Below are 21,361 nucleotides of genomic sequence, written 5' to 3'. Positions count from 1 at the left end.
TCAGGCAAGGCGCGCCTGTAAATCGGCTAACTGCGCCCGTAACTCGGCGACCTCGTTTTCCAGTGCGGAAACTCGCGCGGCCAGCCCGCCTTCGGCAGGTTCGTCGACGGGTTCAGAGGGCGCGACATCCGCCACCTCGCCGCTGAACAGGTGCATAAAGCGGCTTTCGCGCTTGCCAGGCTCCCGCGACAGTCTCGCCACAAACGGCCCGTCCTCGCGCTGCTGCAACTGCTGCAGCACGTTTTCCACCTCGTCCATATCGGCAAATTCGTATAAACGGGCAGCCCGGGTACGAAGCTCGCCCGGCGTCTGCGCGCCGCGCAGCAGCAAGGTGGTCACCAGCGCCACTTCGGCCGTCGAAAATTTCAGGTCGCCGAACTCGGAGTTGCAGAAACGGTGTTCGTATTTCATCACCCGGTTGCCAAAACCGCTGACGGTGCGCAGAAAATGCCGTTTAACCAGCAGGTCCAACGTTTGCTGCACCTCGCTTTCCGTCAGGTCCATCACCGGCTCGCGGTTGGTTTTCTGATTACAGGCGGCGGTCAGGCCATTCAGGGACATCGGGTACTGTTCCGGGGTAGTTACCTGTTTTTCCAGCAGGCACCCGATTACCCGCGCTTCGCGGGGCGTCAGTTGGTATTTCATGGCTCATCCTCATTCACCCGCATGCTCAGCGCATCGGCGTCCATTCATTATTGGTCAGGGCGGTCAGCACGTGGTCCTGCCACTTGCCGTCAATCAACAGGTAGTTTTTGGCGTAGCCTTCCTTTTCGAACCCAAGCCGGGCCAGCAGGTTGCCGCTGCGCTGATTGTGCGGCATATAGTTAGCCATGATGCGGTGCATATGTTGCTGACGCTGCATGTAGCGCAGCGCCGACTGCAACGCCTCGTACATCATCCCTTGCCCCTGCCACTTTTCACCCAGCGAATAGCCGAGGTAGCAGGCGTGGAAAGAGCCGCGCAGCACGTTGCTGAAGTTGGCGACGCCCCGCACCTCGTTTTCATCCGGGTCCAGCAGCAAAAAGTAGTAGGCGCTGCCCTGTTTGTGCATATCGCAGATCACGCTCAGCCGCGCCTGCCAGCCGGAAGGGTAACAGTGGCTGGCATCGCGTACCGGCTCCCAGGGTTTCAAAAAATCACGGTTTTCCGCGTAATACTCAGCCAGACGCCAGGCATCGCGTTCGTGCGCCAGACGGACCACCAGCCGATCCGTGGTCAGACGGACCCTGGGTGTCGTTGAGCGATAGCCAAACATGCCTTCCCCCCTCAGGTGACGGATTGTCGATGAATAAATTTTATTGATGCGGTCAACGCCGACGCGGCGGACGCCATAACAGGATAAATCACCAATAGCGCTTACTATAAACACATAAATTCCATAGCGTAAAATCATGACCGCCGAGTTATTGCACAATCGACACGCCGTACTGACTTTTTTTCTTAAACTGCGCGTCAGATAACTGTTGAACGATAAAAAAATTTATTAGCCGGGTACTCTATCGCAACGGCGCAATCGGCGAGAGAATAGACAGGCTGCATTCCTTTCTTCTTTCCTCGTGGTGAAACATGTCATTGATGACGCAGGCCCGCAGCCTGGGTAAATATTTTCTGCTGCTGGATAACATGCTGGTGGTATTGGGTTTCTTCGTGGTATTTCCGTTGATTTCCATTCGCTTTGTCGATCAGATGGGCTGGGCGGCGCTAACGGTCGGGGTAGCACTTGGTCTGCGTCAATTCACCCAGCAGGGGCTCGGCATTTTCGGCGGCGCCATCGCCGACCGGTTCGGCGCCAAACCGATGATCGTCACCGGCATGCTGCTGCGTGCCTCCGGTTTTGTGTTCATGGCGCTGGCCACTACGCCGCTGATGCTGATGCTCTCCTGCGTGCTATCGGCGCTGGGCGGCACGTTGTTCGAACCGCCGCGCAACGCGATGGTCATCAAGCTGACCCGGCCGCACGAACGCAGCCGCTTTTTCTCGCTGTTAATGATGCAGGACAACGCCGGCGCAGTGATTGGCGCCCTGATCGGTAGCTGGTTGATGCAATACAACTTTTCGGTAGTGTGCTGGGCCGGCGCGGCGGTGTTCGTGCTGGCGGCAGCGCTGAATGCCCTGCTGCTGCCCGCCTATCGCATTTCCACCATTCGTACCCCGATTCGCGAAGGAATGATGCGGGTAATGCGCGACCGTCGCTTCGTCGTCTATGTGCTGACGCTGACCGGTTACTTCATGCTGGGCGTACAGGTGCTGTTGATGATGCCGATCATGGTTAACGAACTGGCCGGCACGCCGTCCGCGGTGAAATGGATGTACGCCATTGAAGCCGCGCTATCGCTGACGCTGCTTTACCCGGTCGCCCGCTGGAGTGAAAAACGCTACCGTCTGGAACAGCGGCTAATGTTCGGGCTGTTCATCATGACCCTGAGCCTGATTCCGATGGGTATGGTCACCAGCCTGCAATGGCTGTTGGGTCTGATCGGGCTGTTTTACATTGGCTCCATCATCGCCGAGCCGGCGCGGGAAACGCTGGGCGCATCGCTGGCCGACGCCCGAGCCCGCGGCAGCTATATGGGGTTCAGCCGTATGGGGCTGGCGCTGGGCGGCGCGCTCGGCTACAGCGGCGGCGGCTGGCTGTTCGATACCGGAAAGGCGCTCGGCCAACCGGCCTTGCCCTGGTGCATGCTGGGCATCATCGGCATGCTGACCCTGGCCGCCCTGTACTGGCAGTTCCATCTGAAACGCATCGAACCCGCCATGCTGAGCGAGCACTGATCCACCGCACCAAACCCTGCCATCGCACGGGGCGCTCTCGTCGCCCCGCTTTTATCTTCAATTTCCACCGGTTACAGCGCACATTGGCTACGACGAACATTTTTTCAACGTACATTTTTTGCGACGTACATTTTTTTGCGACGTACATTGCACATGGACGAGCCGGCGCTGACGATAGATAATCCCGCACGACATCATGATCGCGGTAGCGTCCGATACGACGCCGCTCAACCCAAGGAGTTCCGGTATGAAACTGTTTGTCTATGAACATTGTCCTTTCTGCGTGAAGGCACGCATGATTTTCGGCCTGAAGCAGTTGCCGGTGGAATTGCGCGTGTTGTCCAACGAGGATGAAGCCACGCCGATTTCGATGGTTGGTCAGAAAATGGTGCCGATTCTGCAAAAAGAGGACGGCAGCTACATGCCGGAAAGTCTGGATATCGTGAAATACGTCGACGCGCTGGACGGCAAACCGGTACTGACCGGCCCCGTCAATCCGGCCATCGATGCCTGGATCCGCAAGGTGTATGAATACGCGCCGCGCCTGCTGATTCCGCGTTTCTCCCGCGCCGACTTCGAAGAGTTCGCTACCGACGCCGGCCGCAACTACTTTATCCACAAGAAAGAGGGGCAAATCGGCAGCTTCGATACCCATTTCAGCCAGACGGCCGCGTTGATCAGCCAACTGGAAGGCGACCTGCAAGCGCTGGCGCCGCTGATTGTTTCGCCGCAGGCGTGCAACGGCACGCTGTCGCTGGATGACATCAATCTGTTTGCCCTGCTGCGCTCACTGACCATCGTCGCCGACGTCAATGTCCCGCCGGCCGTCGCCGCCTACTGCAACACGCTGTCCCAGAATGCCGACATCGATCTGCTGATCGAACAGGCGCAATAACCCCTTGTTGCCGCCGTCACTACCGGCTGACGGCGGCGTTTAGGTCTATTCCTATTGGCGATATCACCGGAATAACGCACCCTGCCGGCATTCCTCGCTCGGCGAGGGAGTCATGGAAAACAAGAGGTTATAACAATGAAAAAATCGGGACTGGCCGCTCTGGCGCTGCTGGGGACACTGCTGATAAGCGGGTGCAACCAGCTGGCGCAATACAGCCTGAGCGAGCAGGAAATCAATCAGTATTTACAACAGCATAATGACTACCAGAAGCAACTGGGCGTTCCCGGCGTGGTGGATGCGCAAATTACGCTGACCGAGCTGACCAGCCAGATCGGTCGCGCGGAACCCGGCAAAGTGACGCTGAGCGGCAACGCCAAGGTCGATATCAGTTCGCTGCTGGGTAAACAGCAGGCAGACATGAAACTGACGCTGAAAGCGCAGCCGGTGTTCAACAAGGACGAAGGCGCCATCTATCTGAAAGACATGGAATTGGTGGATTACAGCGTTCAGCCGGAGAAATTACAAACGGTGCTGCAAACGCTGACGCCCTACCTGAATCAGTCGTTGAAAAGCTACTTTGACCAAAAACCCGCCTACGTGCTGAACCCGGAGCGCAACAACAAAGAAGCGCTGGCGAAGAAACTGGCCAAAGGCATCGAAGTGAAGCCCGGCCAGTTGGTTATCATGTTGACCGACTAATGTTGACCGATAAGAAACAAACGGGTGGCGTTCGCCACCTACTTTTTACTGTTCAGACGCCTCGTCATCCGACTCTTCGTCGTCTTCCGCCAGCTCATCCCGCATCGCTTCCAGCGCTTCACGGCAAATGATCGCCAGCGTACGATAAAACGCGGTGGTGGCATGGCTTTCCACCTTGCCCAGAAAGCGATCGCTCCATGTCAGCAGGTAGCGGTCAAAAAATGCCGACTGCGCGGCGGTTTCATCCTCCTTCGCCTGATCTTCCAGCCAGGAAGCGGCCAACAGCAAGGCGCCGAAATGGTCCACCGGCCCGTCGCCCAGCGGCATGCCACGCTGTTGCAAAAACGCGCGCACCTCAGCTTCCTGCTCTGCCGGATCCCAACTGGAACGTCGCGGCGGCACCGACGGCTGCGCGCCGAATAATGCGTCATAATCAGCGCTCATCGCCGGCAAATCAACGCTGCGCTGCCAGCGCGCCATCAGCTCATCCTGCGCCAGCGGCCATTGTTGCGCCAGCTTGCCTTGCGCAATCAGATTAAACAACGGCGCCAGCAGCGGATCCTGCGGCGGGCGGTTAAACAGCGTGCCGAGAATACGGCACACTACGGAAAATTCATTCATCTCATCAACCTGTAAAAAGACATGACGGCACGTCTAGGTGACAACGTCACAAATCCGCAAACTCCGGAATCGCGGGCTTACCGCGCTGCTCCAGAAAATCCAGCACCCGACGCGGGCTGACATTCAACACGCGATCCTGCGGAAAATCAACGTCCCGCATAATGCGTTCACAATGCGGAAACTCGCCCAGCGACCAGGCGATATGCGAATCCGACCCCAGCGCCAGATAACCGCCGGCATCGCGCACCGCTTCGGCCACCGCTCGGCAATTCGGCTCGCTGCCCTTACGGGAATGGGTAAACGACGAGTTATTCAGTTCCAGCGCTACGTTATATTTGGCGGCGGCTTGCGCAACCGCGCGGATATCAATCGGGAATTTGGGGTTGCCGGGATGACTAATGATATGCACCGAGCCCTGCGCCATCGCGGCAATCATCGCTTCGGTATGGGTATCGCGGTCCTGCGGAGGAAACACCGGTTCGTGGAAACCGGCGATAATCAGGTCCATGCAATCCAGCATCGGCCCGGTGCAATCAATATCGCCCGCCAGATTCTTGATGTTGGCTTCAATGCCGCGCAGGATGCCGATACCGTCCACGACGCGCGGCCAGACGCGCATATTGATGAAATGCCAGTAATGCGGCGCATCCGCCATATCCGGTCCGTGATCGGTAATCGCAAACAGGCGGATCTGTTTGGCTTTGGCTTCAGCCACGTAGTCATGCAGGGTGCTGTAGGCGTGGGTGCTGGCGACGGTGTGCATGTGTAAATCGACGGGATACATGGTTTCTCCTGACTCGGCATTGATAAGCCAGCATAGCATTTATCCCGCACCGGCACAGCCGAGGCGTCGGCGCGATAACCACAAATTAACAGAAGTGAAACATATGCCACCTCGTTGCACGCCCGAACCACCGGTCAACAAGACGAACTGGTGAGTAAAGCAGCACATTGCGCTAAGTTTGGCTAAACGCACGTTTTTATGAAAGAAGTCTGTTGACGCTGCAGCGGATTTTCCCTAGAGTAGCGCCCCGTTGCCCCTGATGGCAACGACCCGGTGAGGTGTCCGAGTGGCTGAAGGAGCACGCCTGGAAAGTGTGTATACGTGAAAACGTATCGAGGGTTCGAATCCCTCCCTCACCGCCAGATTAAAAACAAAAACCCCAGACGAAAGTCTGGGGTTTTTGTTTTTAAACCGATGATAGGCCTGACGAGAATCCTCGACAGGGTTCGGTAAAACGGCTCGTTGTTTTGGGGCCATCATAGGTCAGTATCCACCGCCTGCAAGTACTGCCACAATCTGATTCACGTCTCTTAAACCACAAAACGTAAAACCTGAATAAGTGGCAAGCCATAAGCACAATTGATAAATTTCACATTTCTAATAGTGAATAGTGGTTGGTTTCTGCCAAAGACAAGTTTTTGATATGGTTTATGTGTGTTATAGGTGGTTATATCTGTCCGTACCGATTGGCTACGGGATATAGCGAACCTGCATGCAAGTAGTTAAAGAGGTTTGTAGCAAGTTAGATATTCCAAGGAGTGGGAAATGAAATATCTGTTCTGCAATACAGGCTGGATGGAGTCATACCAAGGAAATACTAAAGCGGATCAAATACGCGGCGGCGGCTCATTCGTTAAAGAAGAAGGTATGGGCCATGAGGTTTGTAATTTCCATAGCCACAAAGGAACTGTTTATGGCTATGTACAGCCTGCTCGTGGGCAGCGATCTGCCAGCGCAGGAAGCATAAAACTAGAAAATATTGTTAATGGAAACGCATCCAAAGATGATGATGTCGTTGAAGACGTCCTAGTCATTTGGACGGCCAAACGCCCAGAAGGCGGAACAGTAGTGGTTGGTTGGTACAAAGATGCAACGGTGTTTCGTGAGTACCAGAGATTTAAATCGGTGTCAGCACTGCATTCGAAGAACGGACTCTATGGGTACCGAATTCGTGTGCGATCGGAGGATGCCAAACTACTTCCTGTTGATGAACGCACGTATCAAATTCAGAGAAAAACACAAGGCAGCATTGGCCAGTCAAACGTATGGTACGGGGATTCTAAAATTGGTCGTAAAATCGCGGCTGATATAGATGCATTATCAAAAGGAAACCGGCCAACGCACAAATCGAGAAGTATACGCACTACAGATCCTGAGCATAACGCTAAGGTTGAAAAGACTGCCATTAACTTGGTTTGGAAGTACTACGAAGAACTTGGCTACGAGCTAATCAGCGTGGAAAAGGATAATGTTGGCTGGGATCTGGAGGCATCTCAACATAAAACAAAATTGCGAATTGAGGTGAAAGGTTTATCGGGCTCAAATCCCCATGTTGAGCTATCCCCAAATGAATTTAAGGCTTGGTCTGAAGCTCACCCACTTTATCGAATGGCCGTAGTGACTGAGGCTCTAACCTCACCTAAGTTGCATATCTGTCTTTACAGCAGAGAGCATGAATCGTGGCTGGTTTCTAGCCATGACAATGCTTCCGTGGATATCGTTGAAAAAGTTGCCGCACAGATTAAGCTGCACATCTAATCCTTTAGCCAAGAAGCCTCCTCACATCAAACGTTATATTCAAATAGGAAATTGAGTAAATTGGAAAAAATAGCAACTAACTACGTACGGTACTCGCGAAAACAATTTCAAGACTATTTCCTTGTGGAATATTTCATAACATGTGTTGCACTAGGGTTTGATACAAATTGACTAGCAGGCTACTTCTCCTTTCATTACATAGGGCTGAGTTCCCCCCAACGAGATTTACTATTTGATACAGCTAGTTAGGTGTCATATGCATCCAGATGTCGAAGCATTATCCCAAGACCTTCAGGTATTTATAGACTTTCTACTATCCGTAGGTGAGAAACATTGGGCACATTGGTTTGAAAAAGATGCTGAGTTAATCCGCGGATCCGACTTCAGGGGTATTGAAGGTATTTTATCAGCATTTGGTGGTATGGGTAGCATCAATGATCTGGTTATTCACCCAATGAATGGCCACAAAATAACAGAAGAGCAGATTCAAACAGCTAACGTTAAGCTCGAATCACTACTGAGTGCGGTGGCGGAAAAAGCCAAAAAGTTATATGCCGAAGAAATCGATGCCCGCCGTCGCACATAACAACATAACAAACGGTTCAACTTGTTCGCTTCTTTACTGGGGCGGGCTAAAGCCCACCCTAATTAAGAGGGGCATCACCACTCATCGATGTAAAATGGATAAGTAATCACTCCCAAGAATTTAAAATACGCCCTAATCGCCAGATTCAATAACAGCCTGTAAAGCCTAATCCCCCCAATACCTCACCGCCTTCCGCTCCCGCTCATCCACCGTCAGCGAGAACACGTCCGGCCGGGCGTAGTGGCCGACCACGTCCAGGTCATAACGGGCGCCGACCAGCAGGTCGGTGTCGATTTCCGCCGTCAGCAAGCCGGCCTGACCGGTCAGCGGCCCGGCCAGTACGTTGCCCAGCGGATCGACGATCAGGCTGCCGCCGTTGATCAGCGGCCGTTGCGGATCCCAGCCGGGCACCTCAATGCCCAACGCGGCAGGCGACGGCTGCACCTGACAGGCGGTAATCACGAAGCAGCGCCCTTCGTGGGCGATATGCCGCATCGAGGCTTGCCAGATATCGCGTTCGTCCACCGTCGGCGCGCACCAGATCTGTACCCCTTTGCCGTACATCGCCATACGCAGCAATGGCATGTGGTTTTCCCAACAGATCGCCGCGCCGACTTTACCCACCGGTGAATCCAGCACCGTCAAGGTGGAACCGTCGCCCTGCCCCCAGATCAGCCGCTCGGCGCCAGTGGGCATCAGTTTGCGGTGCTTGCCCGCCAGCCCGGCCTCCGGCGTGAAAAACAACGCCGTGCAATATAGCGTGTTGCCGTCACGTTCAATGGCGCCCACCACCAGCGTGGCGCCGGTACGAGCCGACAACGTCGCCAGCGCCGCACACTCTTCGCCATCCAGATCGACGGCGTGGTGGTAATACTGTGCAAACGCTTCGCGCCCTTGCGGCAGGCGATAGCCCAGATAGGTGCCGAACGTCTCGCCCTTCGGGTATCCCCCCAATAGCGCTTCCGGCATGACCACCAGCTTCGCGCCGCTGCGGGCAATGTCCCCTTCCCATGCCAGAATCGCCTCCAGCGTCGCTGCTTTGCCGGCGGGTGAACTCCCGATTTGCAATGCTGCCACCACCGATGTCGCCATAGTTTGTTCTCCGGTTAGTTGCGATGGCCCGACGGGCCAGCGATAGTGATATGCTGCCTATCCCGCTGAGTTGAATGAAGCCCATTTCGTTGTTGATTGATATGAATGAAATAAATATCAGCAGTCTGGATTTGAACCTGCTCAAAACCTTTGAAGCGTTATACGAGGAAGGCAGCGCCAGCCGGGCCGGCTTACGCCTTGGCATCACCCAGTCCGCCGTCAGCGCGGCGCTAAAACGGCTGAAGCAGTGGTACGGCGACCCGCTGTTCGTGCGTACCGGGCGGGGTTTGATGCCGACGCCGCGGGCACATGAGCTGCAACCGCTGGTCAGCGATGCGCTCAACAAGTGCCGTGAAACGCTGACGTTGCTTCAACCCAATCCGCAGGCGTATGCCGGCCGCACCGTAACCCTGGGGCTGTCGGATGATTTTGAACTGGCGCTGGGGCAGGCGCTGATCGCCCGCCTGCAACAGCGGGCGCCGGGATTACGGCTGGTGTTTCGTCAGGCCCACAGTCAGATCGCGGCGGACCTGCTGCTGCGCCACGAACTGGATCTGGCGCTGACGGCTGGCGGCTTCAGCTACCGCTCACTCTCGAAGGTACAGGTCGCCAGCGGCGGCTATGCCTGTCTGGTGATCCGTGACGTGACCGCACTATCGCTGGAGCGGTTTATTCAGACGCCGCACCTGCTGATCTCGCACGGCGGGCACATCGGGCTGGTGGATGAACAGCTGGCGGAACAGGGGCTCAGTCGGCGTATTGCCGCCTCCACCACCCATTTTGCCGCGATCCCCTGGCTGTTGCAGGATGACACCCTGTTGGCGACGCTGCCCGCCCACGCCGCTCAGGCCATCGCCGCCCGTACGCCACATCTGCGCTGCCTGCCTTGTCCGTTGTCCATGCCGGATTATGCCATCGAGCTGGGATTCCGGCCGACCGTCATCCGTGACAGCGCGGTTCGTCTGGTGCGTGAAACGCTCAGCCAGTTGGCGGGCGAGTTTCAGTGGTTCGCGCCGGCTCGCCCGTTATCTGAGCAGTGATAGTCGACGTTTGCACTGGCGTATAGGCCGCGTCATGCACGTTTCTGCACGTTCTCCCATTACGATAGCGCTCACGTCGTATTACCGAGCCTAAGCCCGAACCAGACTTAACCCAGCCTGCGCAAAAGGCGCAATAACCTCATCCGGGACGGTGGATTCCACAATCAGCGTGCCGGCCATGGTTAATTCGCCAATCGCATAGCGGGAGGCCACGTTCAGCTTATCCTGCGTCGCCATGACCACCGTTTCCGCCGCGCGCGCCGCCAGCGCCCGCTTGATATACGCCTCTTCCAGATCGCCGGTACTGAACCCCGCCTGCGGATGCACGCCGGTCACCCCCATAAAAAACACGTCGGCCCGAATCGGAGCCAGCGCTTCCACCGCAGCGGCACCCACCGCCACCAGAGAGTGTTTGTAGAGACGCCCGCCAATCAATACCACCTCAATGCCCGGATGGTTTACCAGCGCCACCGCCACGCTCGGGCTGTGGGTCACCACCGTGGCGGTCAGCGTAAGCGGCAGAGATTTCACCAGTTCGCCGCTGGTGGTGCCGCCGTCAATCATCACCACCTGCCCCGGCAGGATCATGGCGGCCGCGGCCCGCGCCAGCTGATGTTTGGCGCCTGTCGCCATCCGGCTGCGCGCTTCAAAACTGACCACCGTGCCGGACGCGGGCAACGCGCCGCCGTGCACTCGTTGCAATCGGCCCTCGCTGGCCAGCTCCCGCAAATCACGCCGGATGGTATCTTCCGATACGCCAAATGCCTCGCTCAATTGTTTCGCCAGCACCTGCCCTTCGGCCGCCAGTTGTTCCAGAATCCGCTGTTTGCGCTGCGTAGTCAGCATGGTGTTCCCCGAATGAGTCAGTCACACCCCCCTATTTACCTGATACCGCCTGATTTTGCACGTTTATGGTTATTATCGGTCTTTTTCGGGCACAACAAAGCGCACGAAATTGCATGATAATAATTGATAGTGCACGAAAGGTTACGTTAGGATAACCGCTCACTACTTGTTCAGGAGAGTCATGATGCTTGCCACACGAGACCGGATACGCATTATCGACAGCGTTGTATTGGCTAACGACTGGTATCTGCTGAAAAAAACCACCTTCGACTTTCTGCGCCGCGATGGCACCTGGCAGCGACAGAGCCGGGAAACCTATGATCGCGGCAACGGCGCCGTTATCCTGCTGTATCATCGCCAGAAACAGACGCTGCTGCTGACCCGCCAGTTTCGCTTCCCCGTGTTCGTCAACGGGCACGACGGGATGCTGATTGAAGCCGCCGCCGGCCTGCTCGACCACGCGGAACCCGAGGTGCGTATTCGCGCCGAGGCGGAGGAAGAAACCGGCTACCGGGTATTTAATGTCCGCAAGGTGATGGAGTCGTACATGAGCCCCGGTTCGGTGACGGAAAAACTCTACTTCTTTCTGGGCGAATACGACGACCATTCCCGTATCGGCGCGGGCGGCGGCGTGGAGGACGAAGGCGAAGACGTGGAAACGCTGGAAATGACCCTGCCGCAGGCACTGGCGGCGATTGACGACGGCACGATTATGGACGCCAAAACCATCATGCTGGTGCAATACGTCGCACTGCATCGCAGCCTGCCGTTCGACGGCACGAAGCGTTAATGCCAATTCACTGAATTTTGATAAGTTTTTCGGCGAGTGTAATAACTCGCCGTTCCCCTGAACATAATCCTGAACGTAATAATGGATGACTGAATCATCATGATGAAACTGTATTATTCTCCCGGCGCCTGCTCAATGGCATCCCATATCATTCTGCGCGAATCCGGGCTGCCTTTTACCGCAGTCCCCGTGAACCTTGCCACGCATACGCTGGAAGACGGCTCCGATTACTACCACATCCATGCCGCCGGGCAAGTGCCGTTGCTGGAGCTGGAAAATGGCGCGCGCCTGAGCGAAGGCGTCGCCATCCTGCAATATCTGGCCGATCAGGCTCCTGCCAAAGCGCTGGCGCCGGAAAACGGTACGCTGGGCCGCTACCAGTTGCAGGAAGCCCTGAACTTCATCAGTTCCGAACTGCACAAATCCTTCTCGCCGCTCTTTCGCCCGAATACGCACGAAAGTACGCAGGCCACGGCGCGTGAACGTCTGCGCACCCTGTTCAACCGAATTAACCAACGCCTGAGCACGCAGCCCTGGTTTTGCGGCGACACCTTCAGTGTGGCGGACGCCTACCTGTTCACCGTAACGCGCTGGGCTGGTTACGTCGGTATTGAGCTTGCCGACCTGAACGCGCTTAACGCCTATATGACGCGCGTCGCCGAACGACCGGCGGTAAAAGCAACGCTGGCGGCGGAACACCGCGACTGATGGTTATTCATGTGCGCGTACCGCGCACATGTTCTTTTCCCCACCCGGTGGGGAAAAATAATAATTAGCCAAAGAATTACTTGTCATCTTTATTTATTTCACTTCGATTATTATGCGTCTTTCTTTTTTTAGGATGACAACCAACGATAAATCGCCCCTTAGATTCACAGCTCGCCAACCCGTTTATTCAACAGACGTTTTTAATAAAACCCTCCCTGAAAATTGACATTTCGCGTTTTTATCTTCATACACTATTACACCTGTCTGCGATCATCGCACAGGTTTTACGGTTATTTATTCCCCGTTTTCGATCTTAAAAAATAAGGTCAATGGCAAAGGTTCATGGGTTATTTATCCGTGTTCAGGGGTGTGCTCATCGCATCCGAATGCGTTTATCAACACAAATTGGGCACGAGAATGCGTGCCTGAAACACAGAAATACACGACAGGAGAGGGTTATGAAGAAAATATGTTCGTTACTGGCCGGATTGATGCTGGCTGCCGGCATCATGTCCAGTCCCGCCGTTCAGGCCAAAGGTCAGGCGGGCGTTTTTGATTACTACCTGCTGACCTTATCCTGGTCGCCTACTTTCTGCCTGACCCACGCCAATAATGAACAATGCACCAAAGGGTATGGCTTTGTGTTGCACGGTTTATGGCCGCAATATGCCAACGGCGGCTGGCCGCAGGACTGCCCGCCGATTACCGCGCTTACCGCGCAGGAGCGCAAATACGGCAATACCCTGTTCCCCACCGATACCTTGCTCACCCACGAATGGACCAAGCACGGTACCTGCAGCGGACTGGGAGCGAACGGTTACCTTCAGGCGGCAGATAACGCGCTGACCAAGGTGAAAATTCCGGCCAGTTTCCAGGCGCCGGTCAAGCCGTTGCAACTGACGGCGCAGCAGATTCTGACCGCGTTTCACCAGAGTAATCCCGCGCTGCCGCAAGAGAGTATCGTCGCAGTTTGCAGCGGCGCGGAACTGTCTGAAATCCGCGTCTGTATGGACAAAGACCTGAACTTCCAGTCCTGCGGCAAAGCGGTAAAAACCCAGTGTCGCGACGGTAACATCCGCGTTCCTAACGTGCGTTGATCCGTCCTCTCGTGCCTGGCGCACGGTAGAGTGCTCCTTTTAGCCCGCCTGGCGGCGGGCTTACTGTCAGTGAATGTAGATACATTGAATAACAATATTTACTTTTGTAAAGATTTCTATTGTATTTATTCTGCATGTGAAATATCACTGTCATCCGGGATCGTTAGCATGCCCGGTTGGACATACCCCATTCACCCCAGTGCAGGTATACAGCATGTTTTTGTTTTCACCTCAGGACAGCACCTACACCAGGATGTTGTGCCAGTTTGAATTTCAGGCGCAACAGGAAGGGATTACCCGTCAGACAATGGCTGCCGCGGTAGTATTCCGGGGCGGAATTCTGCTGGTGCGCCGTAGCGCCAACGATCCGGTGCTGCCCGGCCACTGGGAGATCCCCGGCGGCAGCCGCGAGCCCGGCGATCACAACCTGCTTGCCACCCTGATGCGGGAATTACAGCAAGAGACCGGCCTGCGGTTGCGTTATATCCGTCATTATCTGGGCTTTTTCGATTATCTGACGCCGGTTAACGAGAAAGTTCGTCAGTGGAATTTTCTGGTCGACGTCATGCAGGAAGAGGTGTGTCTGAATGGACAAGAGCACGATGCCTGGCAGATCGTGCGTCAGCCTGCGGATATTCCGGAAGACTGCCCCATCAGCGAAGAGAGTCGCTTTGTCGTCAACGCCGCGATTCGGATGCTATAACCGCCGTAAATGCGATAAACGGAAGCAATAGCCCCGGCGCGCCGGGGCCTGATAACGTTTACACCAGTTGGCCGAGGGAAGCCGGTTCGAACCCTTTGAGGGTTTCCAGCTCCTGCTGACGGACTTTTGCGGCCCAGTTTGGATCGGTCAGCAGCGCACGCCCCACCGCGATCAAATCAAACTCATCACGCGCCATGCGGTCCAGCAGCTTATCGAGGCTAGCCGGGTTGGAGCCTTTGCCGGCAAAGGCGCTGAAGAATTCATCCGACAGCCCGACGGAACCCACGCTGATCGTGGCCGCACCGGTCACTTTTTTGGTCCAGCCGGCGAAGTTCAGGCCGTTTTCGCCATCCACATCCGGGAATTCCGGTTCCCAGAAACGACGCTGGGAGCAGTGCAGAATATCCACACCGGCGGACACCAGCGGCGCCAGCCAGTCTTCCAGCGCCAGCGGCGTCGGCGCCAGACGGGCGCTGTAATCCTGCTGTTTCCACTGGCTAACGCGCAGAATCAACGGGAAGTCCGGTCCTACCGCTTCGCGGACGCTTTTCACTACCTCGGCGGCAAACCGGGCGCGTTGTTTGATCGTCGCGCCGCCGAATGCATCGGTGCGCTGGTTGGTTCCGCCCCAGAAGAACTGGTCGATCAGGTAGCCGTGCGCGCCGTGCAGTTCCAGCGTATCAAAACCCAGACGTTTCGCGTCGGCAGCCGCGCGGCCAAATGCGGAAATGGTATCGGCGATGTCTTCATCGGTCATGGCATGGCCGCGCTCCACCTCCGGCGAGAACAAACCAGACGGGCTTTCGATGTAATCCGGCTCCCAATCCACGCCGTTAAGCGGCGCCGAACCGACATGCCACAGCTGCGGCCCCATTTTGCCGCCCGCGGCGTGAACCTCGTTAATCACCTTCTGCCAGCCATTCAGCGCGCGTTCGCCGTGGAAGAACGGAATGCCGGGGTGGTTGCGCGAACCGGGACGATCCACCACGGTGCCTTCCGACAGAATCAGGCCTACCTCGCCTTGCGCCCGACGGCGATAATAGGCGGCAATATCATCGCCCGGAATGCCTTCAGGCGCGAAGGTGCGGCTCATCGGCGCCATCACGATACGGTTTTTTAATTCCAGCGTTTTTAGCGTAAACGGACGGAACAGAACTTCAGTATTAGCCATGTAATTCATCTCCTTGGGCATGAATCCGTGATGGTATACAATGTAAACCTGGTGTCAATCAGGCACATGAATGCTACCAGGTAGCCTAAAGGAAACCACTATATGCTGAAACCCTGCGTATCCCCGTTCTCGCATGCCAACTGCCCCAGCCGCTTTCTGCTGGAACAGATCGCCGATAAATGGTCGGTGCTGGTGCTGGGCGCGCTGTGTGAAAAACCACTACGCTTTAACGAAATCAAACGCAGCCTGGAAGGCATTACGCAAAAAGCGCTGACGCAGTGTCTGCGCAAACTGGAGCGCAACGGTATCGTGGAGCGGCGGGTGCTGACTTTCTCGCCGATTGCGGTGGAATACCACATCACCCCGCTCGGACACACCCTGAAAGAACCGTTTCAGGCGCTTTACCGCTGGACGGTGGAATACCTGCCGCAAGTGGCGCTGGCGCGGGAAACCTTTGACCAACGGCTGGAAGAACAAACCAGAGCGATGTCCGACAGCAACGCCTGAATAAAGGCCGTCGGTGCGCGGACATCGCCTATCAGGCGAGCGGTATCAGGACACGGTAAACGACATCATCATGCCGGTGTCTTCATGCTCCAGCAGATGGCAATGCGCCATAAACGCCCGCTCTTTCGGCGCCGGGTGATTGAACTGCACCAGCACCTCGCTGCGAGCGCCTTCCACATGCACAATGTCTTTCCAGCCACGCCGGTGTGCGGCGGGCGGTTTGCCATTTTCGGACAGGATGCGAAAACGGGTGCCGTGAATATGGAAGGGATGCAGCATCATGTCGCCTTGCCCGGATATGCTCCACACCTCGACGTCGCCGCGCCGGACGTCAAACAGGGGCTGCCCCATCTGGAACGCCGCGCCATTGATGCGGTTGCCGGACAGGATATCCAACGGCGCCGACGCCTGCCCCGTCTGATGGTTCATACCGCCGTGGTTCATTCCTCCGTGGTTCATCCCACCCTGCTCCATGCCGCCATGATTCATGCTCATACCGCCATGCCGCATTCCGGACGACGAGGATGACGACATGTCCATACCACCATGCGACATCCCCTGCATAGCGCCGAGTCCCGCCATATCCATGCCCGCCATCGCGTTCATGCCATAGCGCTGCATCAGCGCCTGCATGCCCAGCATATCGAGCTGCGGGTCCATGGTTAGCTGCAACTGGCGCGTTTTCAGCCCCGACGTTGACGGCAGCGCCGGTAGTGTCGCCAGCGTTTCCGGCAGCGTACCGGTGCCGGGTTTCAGGGTTGGCTGAATGCGTAATACCGGCAAGGGCTGATCAAACGGCGGCACGCTCATCCCCATCTGCGTAACCGGCAGCGTCACCACATCGAACGCCTTACCGTCACGTGCATCCACCAGCACCTCAAAGCGTTCACCCATCAGCACGTTCAATGCGCTCACTGCCACCGGCTCCGCCAGCAGGCCGCCATCGCTGCCAATCACATACAGCGGTCGCCCGTCGCTGGCCGCCAGCGTCAGCGAACGCGCGTTACAGCCGTTCAGGACCCGCAGTCGCAGCCACCCGCGTGGCGCAGCGTGTTGCGGATAGCGCGCGCCGTTGGTCAGCATCAGATCGCCAAACCAGCCGACCGCCGCCGACATAACATCCAGCTGATAGTCAATTTGCCCTTTCGTATCCAGACGCTTGTCTTGCAGGATCAGCGGGATATCATCCACGCCCCACTGCGATGGCAGCGGCAATGCCCGGCTGGCGGCATCCTGAATCAGAATCAGGCCGCCCAGCCCCATCGCCACCTGACGGCCGGTCACACCGTGGGTATGCGGATGAAACCACGCTGTCGCCGCCGGCTGCTCTACCCGGAACGCGGCGGTCCAGGTTTTGCCCGGCGCGATCTCCGCCTGCGGACCGCCATCCGCATTACCCGGAATTTCCATCCCATGCCAGTGCAGCGTGGTGGTTTCAGGCAGGGTGTTGGTGACGTTGAGGGTCACCGCTTGCCCCTGTTCCAGTTGCAGCGCCGGCCCCAGAAATCCGCCGTTGACGCCCCAGGTGGCGGTTTCCAGCCCTGTCAGCCAGCGCATGCTGCCGGTCTGCAACTTCAGGGCGATATTGCCGCCCGCATCCGGCGCCAGCAGCGGCGGCACCGGCAAGGTCGGGCGCTCCTCGGCCCAGACGGAACGGCTCCACCAGGGCAAAGCGCTAGCCGCCCCCAGCATGGCGCTCAATTTGATAAACTCGCGGCGACGCATACGTCTCTCCTCCATGCGGATATCATTCAGGAAAATGATTGGTAGTCGCTGGCAGACTGCACCTTCCAGTAACAGGAAGGTCAAGCGTTTTTATTCCATTCCACTACGTATTTCCGTACTGTGAATATAAGGCTCGACAGAATCCAAGCCCGTCTCAGGAACAACAAAAAGACATTTTTATTAAACAGTAGATATATTTTTATTTTTCATCATTCAGCCGCTATAACCGCTGAATGCTTTACTCGGACCACTCTGATTTTACTCCAGCGCATTTCAGCTCCCGCACCTCGCTTTGCAATAATAACGCCGAAGACAATGTCATTATCGGTAATACACCGTATAGCGAGATGAAAAATGAATTATCCCTTTGTTTCCGCTTTGCTATCAGAAATAGCACCCACATTAGGCATCCAAATCGAATTTGAGCCGGAATTCAGTTTTGTCGGTGAAATAATATTCCCTGACGGAAAGAAACATTTATTCAAAAACACCAATCTCAACCTTAATCCTTCCGCATCCTCCGCTATCGCTCAGGACAAGTCCTACACGAAATATTTCTTGCGCAAAAATGGGTTTAACGTGCCGCTGGGAAAAACCTTCTTTTCGGAAACGCTGAATAACCGACTGGCGCCGGAAAGCAGAAGAGGCATTGCTGCCGCCGGACGGTTTGCCGGCTCGCTCGGGTTGCCGGTATTTGTAAAACCCAACAATCTGAGTCAGGGAGCCTGGGTCACCAAAGTTTATGATATGCCGTCGATGGCGGCGATCTGCAACCATATTTTTTCCCGCACGGATGTGTTATTGGTGGAACAAGTGTGTCAGGGGCGGGACTACCGGGTGGTGGTGCTGGGTGGAACCGTGATCTCGGCATACGAGCGATTTCCGCTGGCCGTTTATGGCGATGGCATGCGGACAATCCAGCAACTGCTGGTCGCGGCGCAACAGAGTCTGACTCATCGCGGGCGCCCCGGCAGCCAGATTAACCCGCACGACCCGCGTATCGATATCAAGCTGGCCGATATGGGCCTGAGCCGCAAGACCATTCTGCCTGCGGGGCAGAAAACCTTTCTTCTTGATAACGCCAATCTCTCCACTGGCGGAACCTCGGTGGATTTTACCGATACCATCCATCAAAGCTTCGCCGAGTTGGCAATAACGGCCACGGCGTCATTGGGGCTGCGTATCGCCGGCGTGGATATTATCTGTCGTGATTTATGTACGGATGCCGCTACACAGCCCTGGAATATTATCGAAATCAATTCTGCGCCGGGATTAAACAATTACGCAGCGCTAGGACCGGAGCAACGAGAGCGCGTGAAAGCCCTTTACCGGCAAATCCTGCTGCTGATTCAACAGGAAAGCACCATCACACAGCATTAATTGAGCGGATAAAAACGCCGCAACACGGCAACCGGAAAAAGCCCGTCATCCATGACGCGGCCCGATTGAAAAGGTGTTCAGTTTACAGGGTGTTCTGCTTAAATGGCGCTTCGCAATTATTCGGAGCACGTCAGACCTGAATAATTGCAGAGCGTGCCTAATATTCCTTTCGTCCCAGCCAGCACTCTTTCAAAATACTGCCGCGTACGCCCATATCCAGCAACGGACGTGGCGGGATATAACTGGGCCGACCCAACGCCTGCATATCAGCGATCAGCGGGTTATCGACACCGGTCGCCAGATCCGCCAGCGTGCTGCCTGCGACGGTCTGCTTAGAGATACCGGCGCCGTTGCACCCCACGGCGGCATACAAATTATCGCTATATTTTCCCCAGCCCGGCGCCCCGTTACGGGTGACGCTGATCATGCCGGACCAGGTATGGGCAACCGATACCTCGGCCAGTTGCGGGAAGCGGGACAGAAAAATCGCCTGATGCTGCCGCGTAATCTCCGCAGTGTGGCGCGCCGTGACAGTGTAACTCGGAACATAAGCCACATGCTGGCGAATCAGGAAACGACGATCGCGGGTGTAACGCAGCGTAGCGCCCGCGATGGCATTAGCCGGCGTCATACCCCACTCGCCAATCTGGCCGATCCGCTGTTGCTGTTCCGCCGTCAGCGGTTCAGTGAGCGTGGCAAACGTCGATAACCCCACCACCTGACGGGAGAACATCGGCAGTTGCCGGGCGCAGCCGTTGGTCGCCACCATCAGATGCCGGGCTCGCACCTCGCCGTAAGGCGTGCGCACCCGCACCGTTTTGCCGGGTTGGATCTCCAGCGCCGGCGAGCGCTCATACAGCGTCACGTTGTCGGGCAGGCTATCCGCCAGCCCACGCACCAGCGCCGCCGGGTTGAGCAACACGCAATTCGGCGTATGGATCGCCGCATGGTAATAGGACGTACCCAGCTTGCGAGCCAGCGCATCGCCCTGCACTAACTGGTACGGCTCCGACAGCGCCTGCAATTCGTGGGCGTACTGCTCCAGCAATCCATTCAGTTCAGGTCGAACAATGCAATGATACTTGCCGTGGCGGTTCCAGTCGCAATCAATGCCATAACGGGCGATCAGCGTTTCCAGTTGCGCCAGCCCGGCGTGCAGCAGGCGACGATAGTTGGCGGCTTTTTCCAGCTCCGCGGTGGAGCTGCCGATATTGTGCGGCAGGTCGATGGCGAAGCCGGAATTCCGCGCGGACGCGCTGTCGTCAATGTCGACGGCATCCAGCACCACCACCTGCTCATGCGGGCGGTTCTCCGCTATCCGGCGGGCAAACGCCAGCCCGGCGTAACCCGCGCCAATCACCAGCCAGTCGGCGGTGATCGAGCGGCGCAACGCCGGTCGGCTTTCTCGCGGCGACAACATCGCCGACCAGCCATTGGTGTTGGCATCCAGTGGTAATGCATTGATGTTCAAATTATTCTCCTATTTAAAACCGTTCTCTGTACAGCATACCGCCCACAGCCAATTGCGGCGTGCAATTGGCTCTTTCACCGGCACATTTCATCATCGTTATTGATGAGTCGCAGTAACACATTACAGCGGCATTCACATTATGTTTAACGTTAGTGCTTGATTTTATATGTCAATGAATCAATCATTAATCCGCTTTTTTTAAAAGGATATTTAAATATGAACAAGACAGTAAAAAAACTAATCATTGCTTCCTCATTGGCAGCCACTTCACTGTTAATGTCTCATTCTGCACTGGCCGATTGGCAATCGTATAAGACCGTTACGTTGGACGGGTATGGAAACCTTATTCCGGGCGGCTCCGCCTATGTCGAAAAAGATGTTCAGGCCGGCGTCTATCGATTCAGAATTGATCCAACCTCAGCAGGTGTTGACTATGCCAGCGGACAGGCCGGCAACACGCAATCCAAATCCGCTGCGCTGCGGGTCTACAACCGGACCAGCACAGCCGATCATACGGCTTCCGTCAATTACTATGGGTTAAATAATGATGGTATCCAGGCCGCGGGAATTATCCATGCATTTCCGCAGGGTGGCGGCTTCGATTTATTTCTTGAAGACTGGCAAAGATCGGATGACTCCGGATCGGTAAAAGTCATTATTGAAAAATGGCAGCAATAATTTTTCCGCCGCGGGCCGATATCTATCGGCCCGATCTA

At 56.1% G+C, this 21,361-nt stretch carries 22 protein-coding genes and 1 tRNA gene; 14 read left to right on the top strand and 9 right to left on the bottom strand.

Going from position 1 to position 21,361, the window contains the following annotated elements; genetic code table 11:
• Together CVE23_RS10405 and rimJ are read right to left on the bottom strand one after the other, a co-directional pair.
• Complete coding sequence (locus CVE23_RS10405) at nt 1-645, bottom strand: YceH family protein (protein WP_100849485.1); 645 nt, start codon at nt 643-645, stop codon at nt 1-3.
• A gap of 25 nt (nt 646-670) precedes the next feature.
• A complete protein-coding gene (gene rimJ, locus CVE23_RS10400) occupies nt 671-1,255 on the bottom strand; it encodes a ribosomal protein S5-alanine N-acetyltransferase (RefSeq protein WP_033568451.1) in 585 nt (194 codons plus the stop codon).
• Between the two features lie 311 nt (nt 1,256-1,566).
• Here rimJ and mdtH point away from each other — a divergent pair, with 311 nt between their 5' ends.
• The 3 genes from mdtH (at nt 1,567) to CVE23_RS10385 (ending at nt 4,366) form a co-directional block, all read left to right on the top strand.
• Nucleotides 1,567-2,772, top strand: a complete 1,206-nt coding sequence (mdtH, locus tag CVE23_RS10395; protein WP_038918911.1) for a multidrug efflux MFS transporter MdtH — start codon at nt 1,567-1,569, stop codon at nt 2,770-2,772.
• Between the two features lie 247 nt (nt 2,773-3,019).
• Nucleotides 3,020-3,667 carry a glutaredoxin 2 gene (gene grxB / locus CVE23_RS10390; protein WP_038918910.1) on the top strand — a complete coding sequence of 216 codons (648 nt, stop codon included), beginning with the start codon at nt 3,020-3,022 and terminating at the stop codon, nt 3,665-3,667.
• 135 nt (nt 3,668-3,802) lie between these two features.
• Nucleotides 3,803-4,366: a lipoprotein gene (locus CVE23_RS10385; RefSeq protein WP_038918909.1), complete on the top strand. Its 564-nt coding sequence runs from the start codon at nt 3,803-3,805 to the stop codon at nt 4,364-4,366.
• Between the two features lie 45 nt (nt 4,367-4,411).
• Here CVE23_RS10385 and CVE23_RS10380 read toward each other — a convergent pair whose 3' ends face one another.
• Both CVE23_RS10380 and CVE23_RS10375 read right to left on the bottom strand, forming a co-directional pair.
• On the bottom strand, nt 4,412-4,987 hold the full coding sequence (locus tag CVE23_RS10380; RefSeq protein ID WP_100849484.1) for a TorD/DmsD family molecular chaperone: 576 nt from the start codon (nt 4,985-4,987) through the stop codon (nt 4,412-4,414).
• A 46-nt stretch (nt 4,988-5,033) separates the two neighbouring features.
• Nucleotides 5,034-5,771 carry a phosphatase gene (locus CVE23_RS10375; RefSeq protein ID WP_038918906.1) on the bottom strand — a complete coding sequence of 246 codons (738 nt, stop codon included), beginning with the start codon at nt 5,769-5,771 and terminating at the stop codon, nt 5,034-5,036.
• Nucleotides 5,772-6,043: 272 nt separating this feature from the next.
• Here CVE23_RS10375 and CVE23_RS10370 point away from each other — a divergent pair.
• The 3 genes from CVE23_RS10370 to CVE23_RS10360 all read left to right on the top strand — a co-directional run bounded on the left by CVE23_RS10370 (nt 6,044) and on the right by CVE23_RS10360 (nt 8,115).
• Nucleotides 6,044-6,133 (top strand) — tRNA-Ser (locus tag CVE23_RS10370).
• Nucleotides 6,134-6,536: 403 nt separating this feature from the next.
• A complete protein-coding gene (locus CVE23_RS10365) occupies nt 6,537-7,529 on the top strand; it encodes a protein NO VEIN domain-containing protein (protein WP_100849483.1) in 993 nt (330 codons plus the stop codon).
• A 256-nt stretch (nt 7,530-7,785) separates the two neighbouring features.
• A complete protein-coding gene (locus CVE23_RS10360; protein ID WP_100849482.1) occupies nt 7,786-8,115 on the top strand; it encodes a DUF6966 domain-containing protein in 330 nt (109 codons plus the stop codon).
• Between the two features lie 165 nt (nt 8,116-8,280).
• Here the strand turns inward: CVE23_RS10360 and CVE23_RS10355 are convergent, their stop codons facing one another.
• The gene (locus tag CVE23_RS10355; RefSeq protein ID WP_100849481.1) at nt 8,281-9,207 is read right to left on the bottom strand and encodes a carbon-nitrogen hydrolase family protein; all 927 of its coding nucleotides are present in this window, start codon (nt 9,205-9,207) and stop codon (nt 8,281-8,283) included.
• 101 nt (nt 9,208-9,308) lie between these two features.
• Here CVE23_RS10355 and CVE23_RS10350 point away from each other — a divergent pair, with 101 nt between their 5' ends.
• Entirely contained in the window at nt 9,309-10,247 is a 939-nt protein-coding gene (locus tag CVE23_RS10350; protein ID WP_100850452.1) for a LysR family transcriptional regulator, read from the top strand.
• Between the two features lie 90 nt (nt 10,248-10,337).
• Here CVE23_RS10350 and CVE23_RS10345 read toward each other — a convergent pair whose 3' ends face one another.
• Nucleotides 10,338-11,093: a DeoR/GlpR family DNA-binding transcription regulator gene (locus CVE23_RS10345; protein WP_100849480.1), complete on the bottom strand. Its 756-nt coding sequence runs from the start codon at nt 11,091-11,093 to the stop codon at nt 10,338-10,340.
• Between the two features lie 184 nt (nt 11,094-11,277).
• Here CVE23_RS10345 and CVE23_RS10340 point away from each other — a divergent pair, with 184 nt between their 5' ends.
• From CVE23_RS10340 to CVE23_RS10325, 4 genes are all read left to right on the top strand, one after another.
• Nucleotides 11,278-11,883: an NUDIX hydrolase gene (locus CVE23_RS10340; RefSeq protein ID WP_100849479.1), complete on the top strand. Its 606-nt coding sequence runs from the start codon at nt 11,278-11,280 to the stop codon at nt 11,881-11,883.
• Nucleotides 11,884-11,985: 102 nt separating this feature from the next.
• On the top strand, nt 11,986-12,591 hold the full coding sequence (gstA, locus tag CVE23_RS10335; protein WP_038920952.1) for a glutathione transferase GstA: 606 nt from the start codon (nt 11,986-11,988) through the stop codon (nt 12,589-12,591).
• 458 nt (nt 12,592-13,049) lie between these two features.
• On the top strand, nt 13,050-13,688 hold the full coding sequence (locus CVE23_RS10330) for a ribonuclease T2 family protein (protein ID WP_038918900.1): 639 nt from the start codon (nt 13,050-13,052) through the stop codon (nt 13,686-13,688).
• Between the two features lie 214 nt (nt 13,689-13,902).
• Entirely contained in the window at nt 13,903-14,391 is a 489-nt protein-coding gene (locus CVE23_RS10325; protein WP_038659168.1) for an NUDIX hydrolase, read from the top strand.
• Between the two features lie 58 nt (nt 14,392-14,449).
• Here the strand turns inward: CVE23_RS10325 and CVE23_RS10320 are convergent, their stop codons facing one another.
• A complete protein-coding gene (locus CVE23_RS10320; protein WP_100850451.1) occupies nt 14,450-15,562 on the bottom strand; it encodes an NADH:flavin oxidoreductase in 1,113 nt (370 codons plus the stop codon).
• A 102-nt stretch (nt 15,563-15,664) separates the two neighbouring features.
• Here CVE23_RS10320 and CVE23_RS10315 point away from each other — a divergent pair, with 102 nt between their 5' ends.
• Nucleotides 15,665-16,069, top strand: coding sequence for a winged helix-turn-helix transcriptional regulator (locus tag CVE23_RS10315; RefSeq protein WP_100849478.1), 405 nt, complete (start codon nt 15,665-15,667; stop codon nt 16,067-16,069).
• Nucleotides 16,070-16,114: 45 nt separating this feature from the next.
• On the opposite strand, the gene cueO is transcribed toward CVE23_RS10315, so the two are convergent.
• Nucleotides 16,115-17,794 (bottom strand): multicopper oxidase CueO, encoded by a 1,680-nt coding sequence (cueO, locus tag CVE23_RS10310; protein WP_100849477.1) that lies wholly within the window; start codon nt 17,792-17,794, stop codon nt 16,115-16,117.
• Between the two features lie 579 nt (nt 17,795-18,373).
• Between cueO and CVE23_RS10305 the strand changes: the two genes are divergently transcribed.
• On the top strand, nt 18,374-19,174 hold the full coding sequence (locus CVE23_RS10305) for a cyanophycin synthetase (protein ID WP_229705542.1): 801 nt from the start codon (nt 18,374-18,376) through the stop codon (nt 19,172-19,174).
• 157 nt (nt 19,175-19,331) lie between these two features.
• On the opposite strand, the gene CVE23_RS10300 is transcribed toward CVE23_RS10305, so the two are convergent.
• Nucleotides 19,332-20,645 carry an NAD(P)/FAD-dependent oxidoreductase gene (locus tag CVE23_RS10300; RefSeq protein WP_100849475.1) on the bottom strand — a complete coding sequence of 438 codons (1,314 nt, stop codon included), beginning with the start codon at nt 20,643-20,645 and terminating at the stop codon, nt 19,332-19,334.
• 216 nt (nt 20,646-20,861) lie between these two features.
• Between CVE23_RS10300 and CVE23_RS10295 the strand changes: the two genes are divergently transcribed.
• Complete coding sequence (locus CVE23_RS10295; RefSeq protein WP_038659192.1) at nt 20,862-21,323, top strand: hypothetical protein; 462 nt, start codon at nt 20,862-20,864, stop codon at nt 21,321-21,323.
• Nucleotides 21,324-21,361 lie beyond the last annotated feature (38 nt).

It is taken from the genome of Dickeya fangzhongdai, assembly GCF_002812485.1.
GTDB lineage: Bacteria > Pseudomonadota > Gammaproteobacteria > Enterobacterales > Enterobacteriaceae > Dickeya > Dickeya fangzhongdai.
The sequence above is the reverse complement of the archived record's forward strand: the minus strand, read 5'-3'. Positions and strand labels throughout refer to the sequence as shown.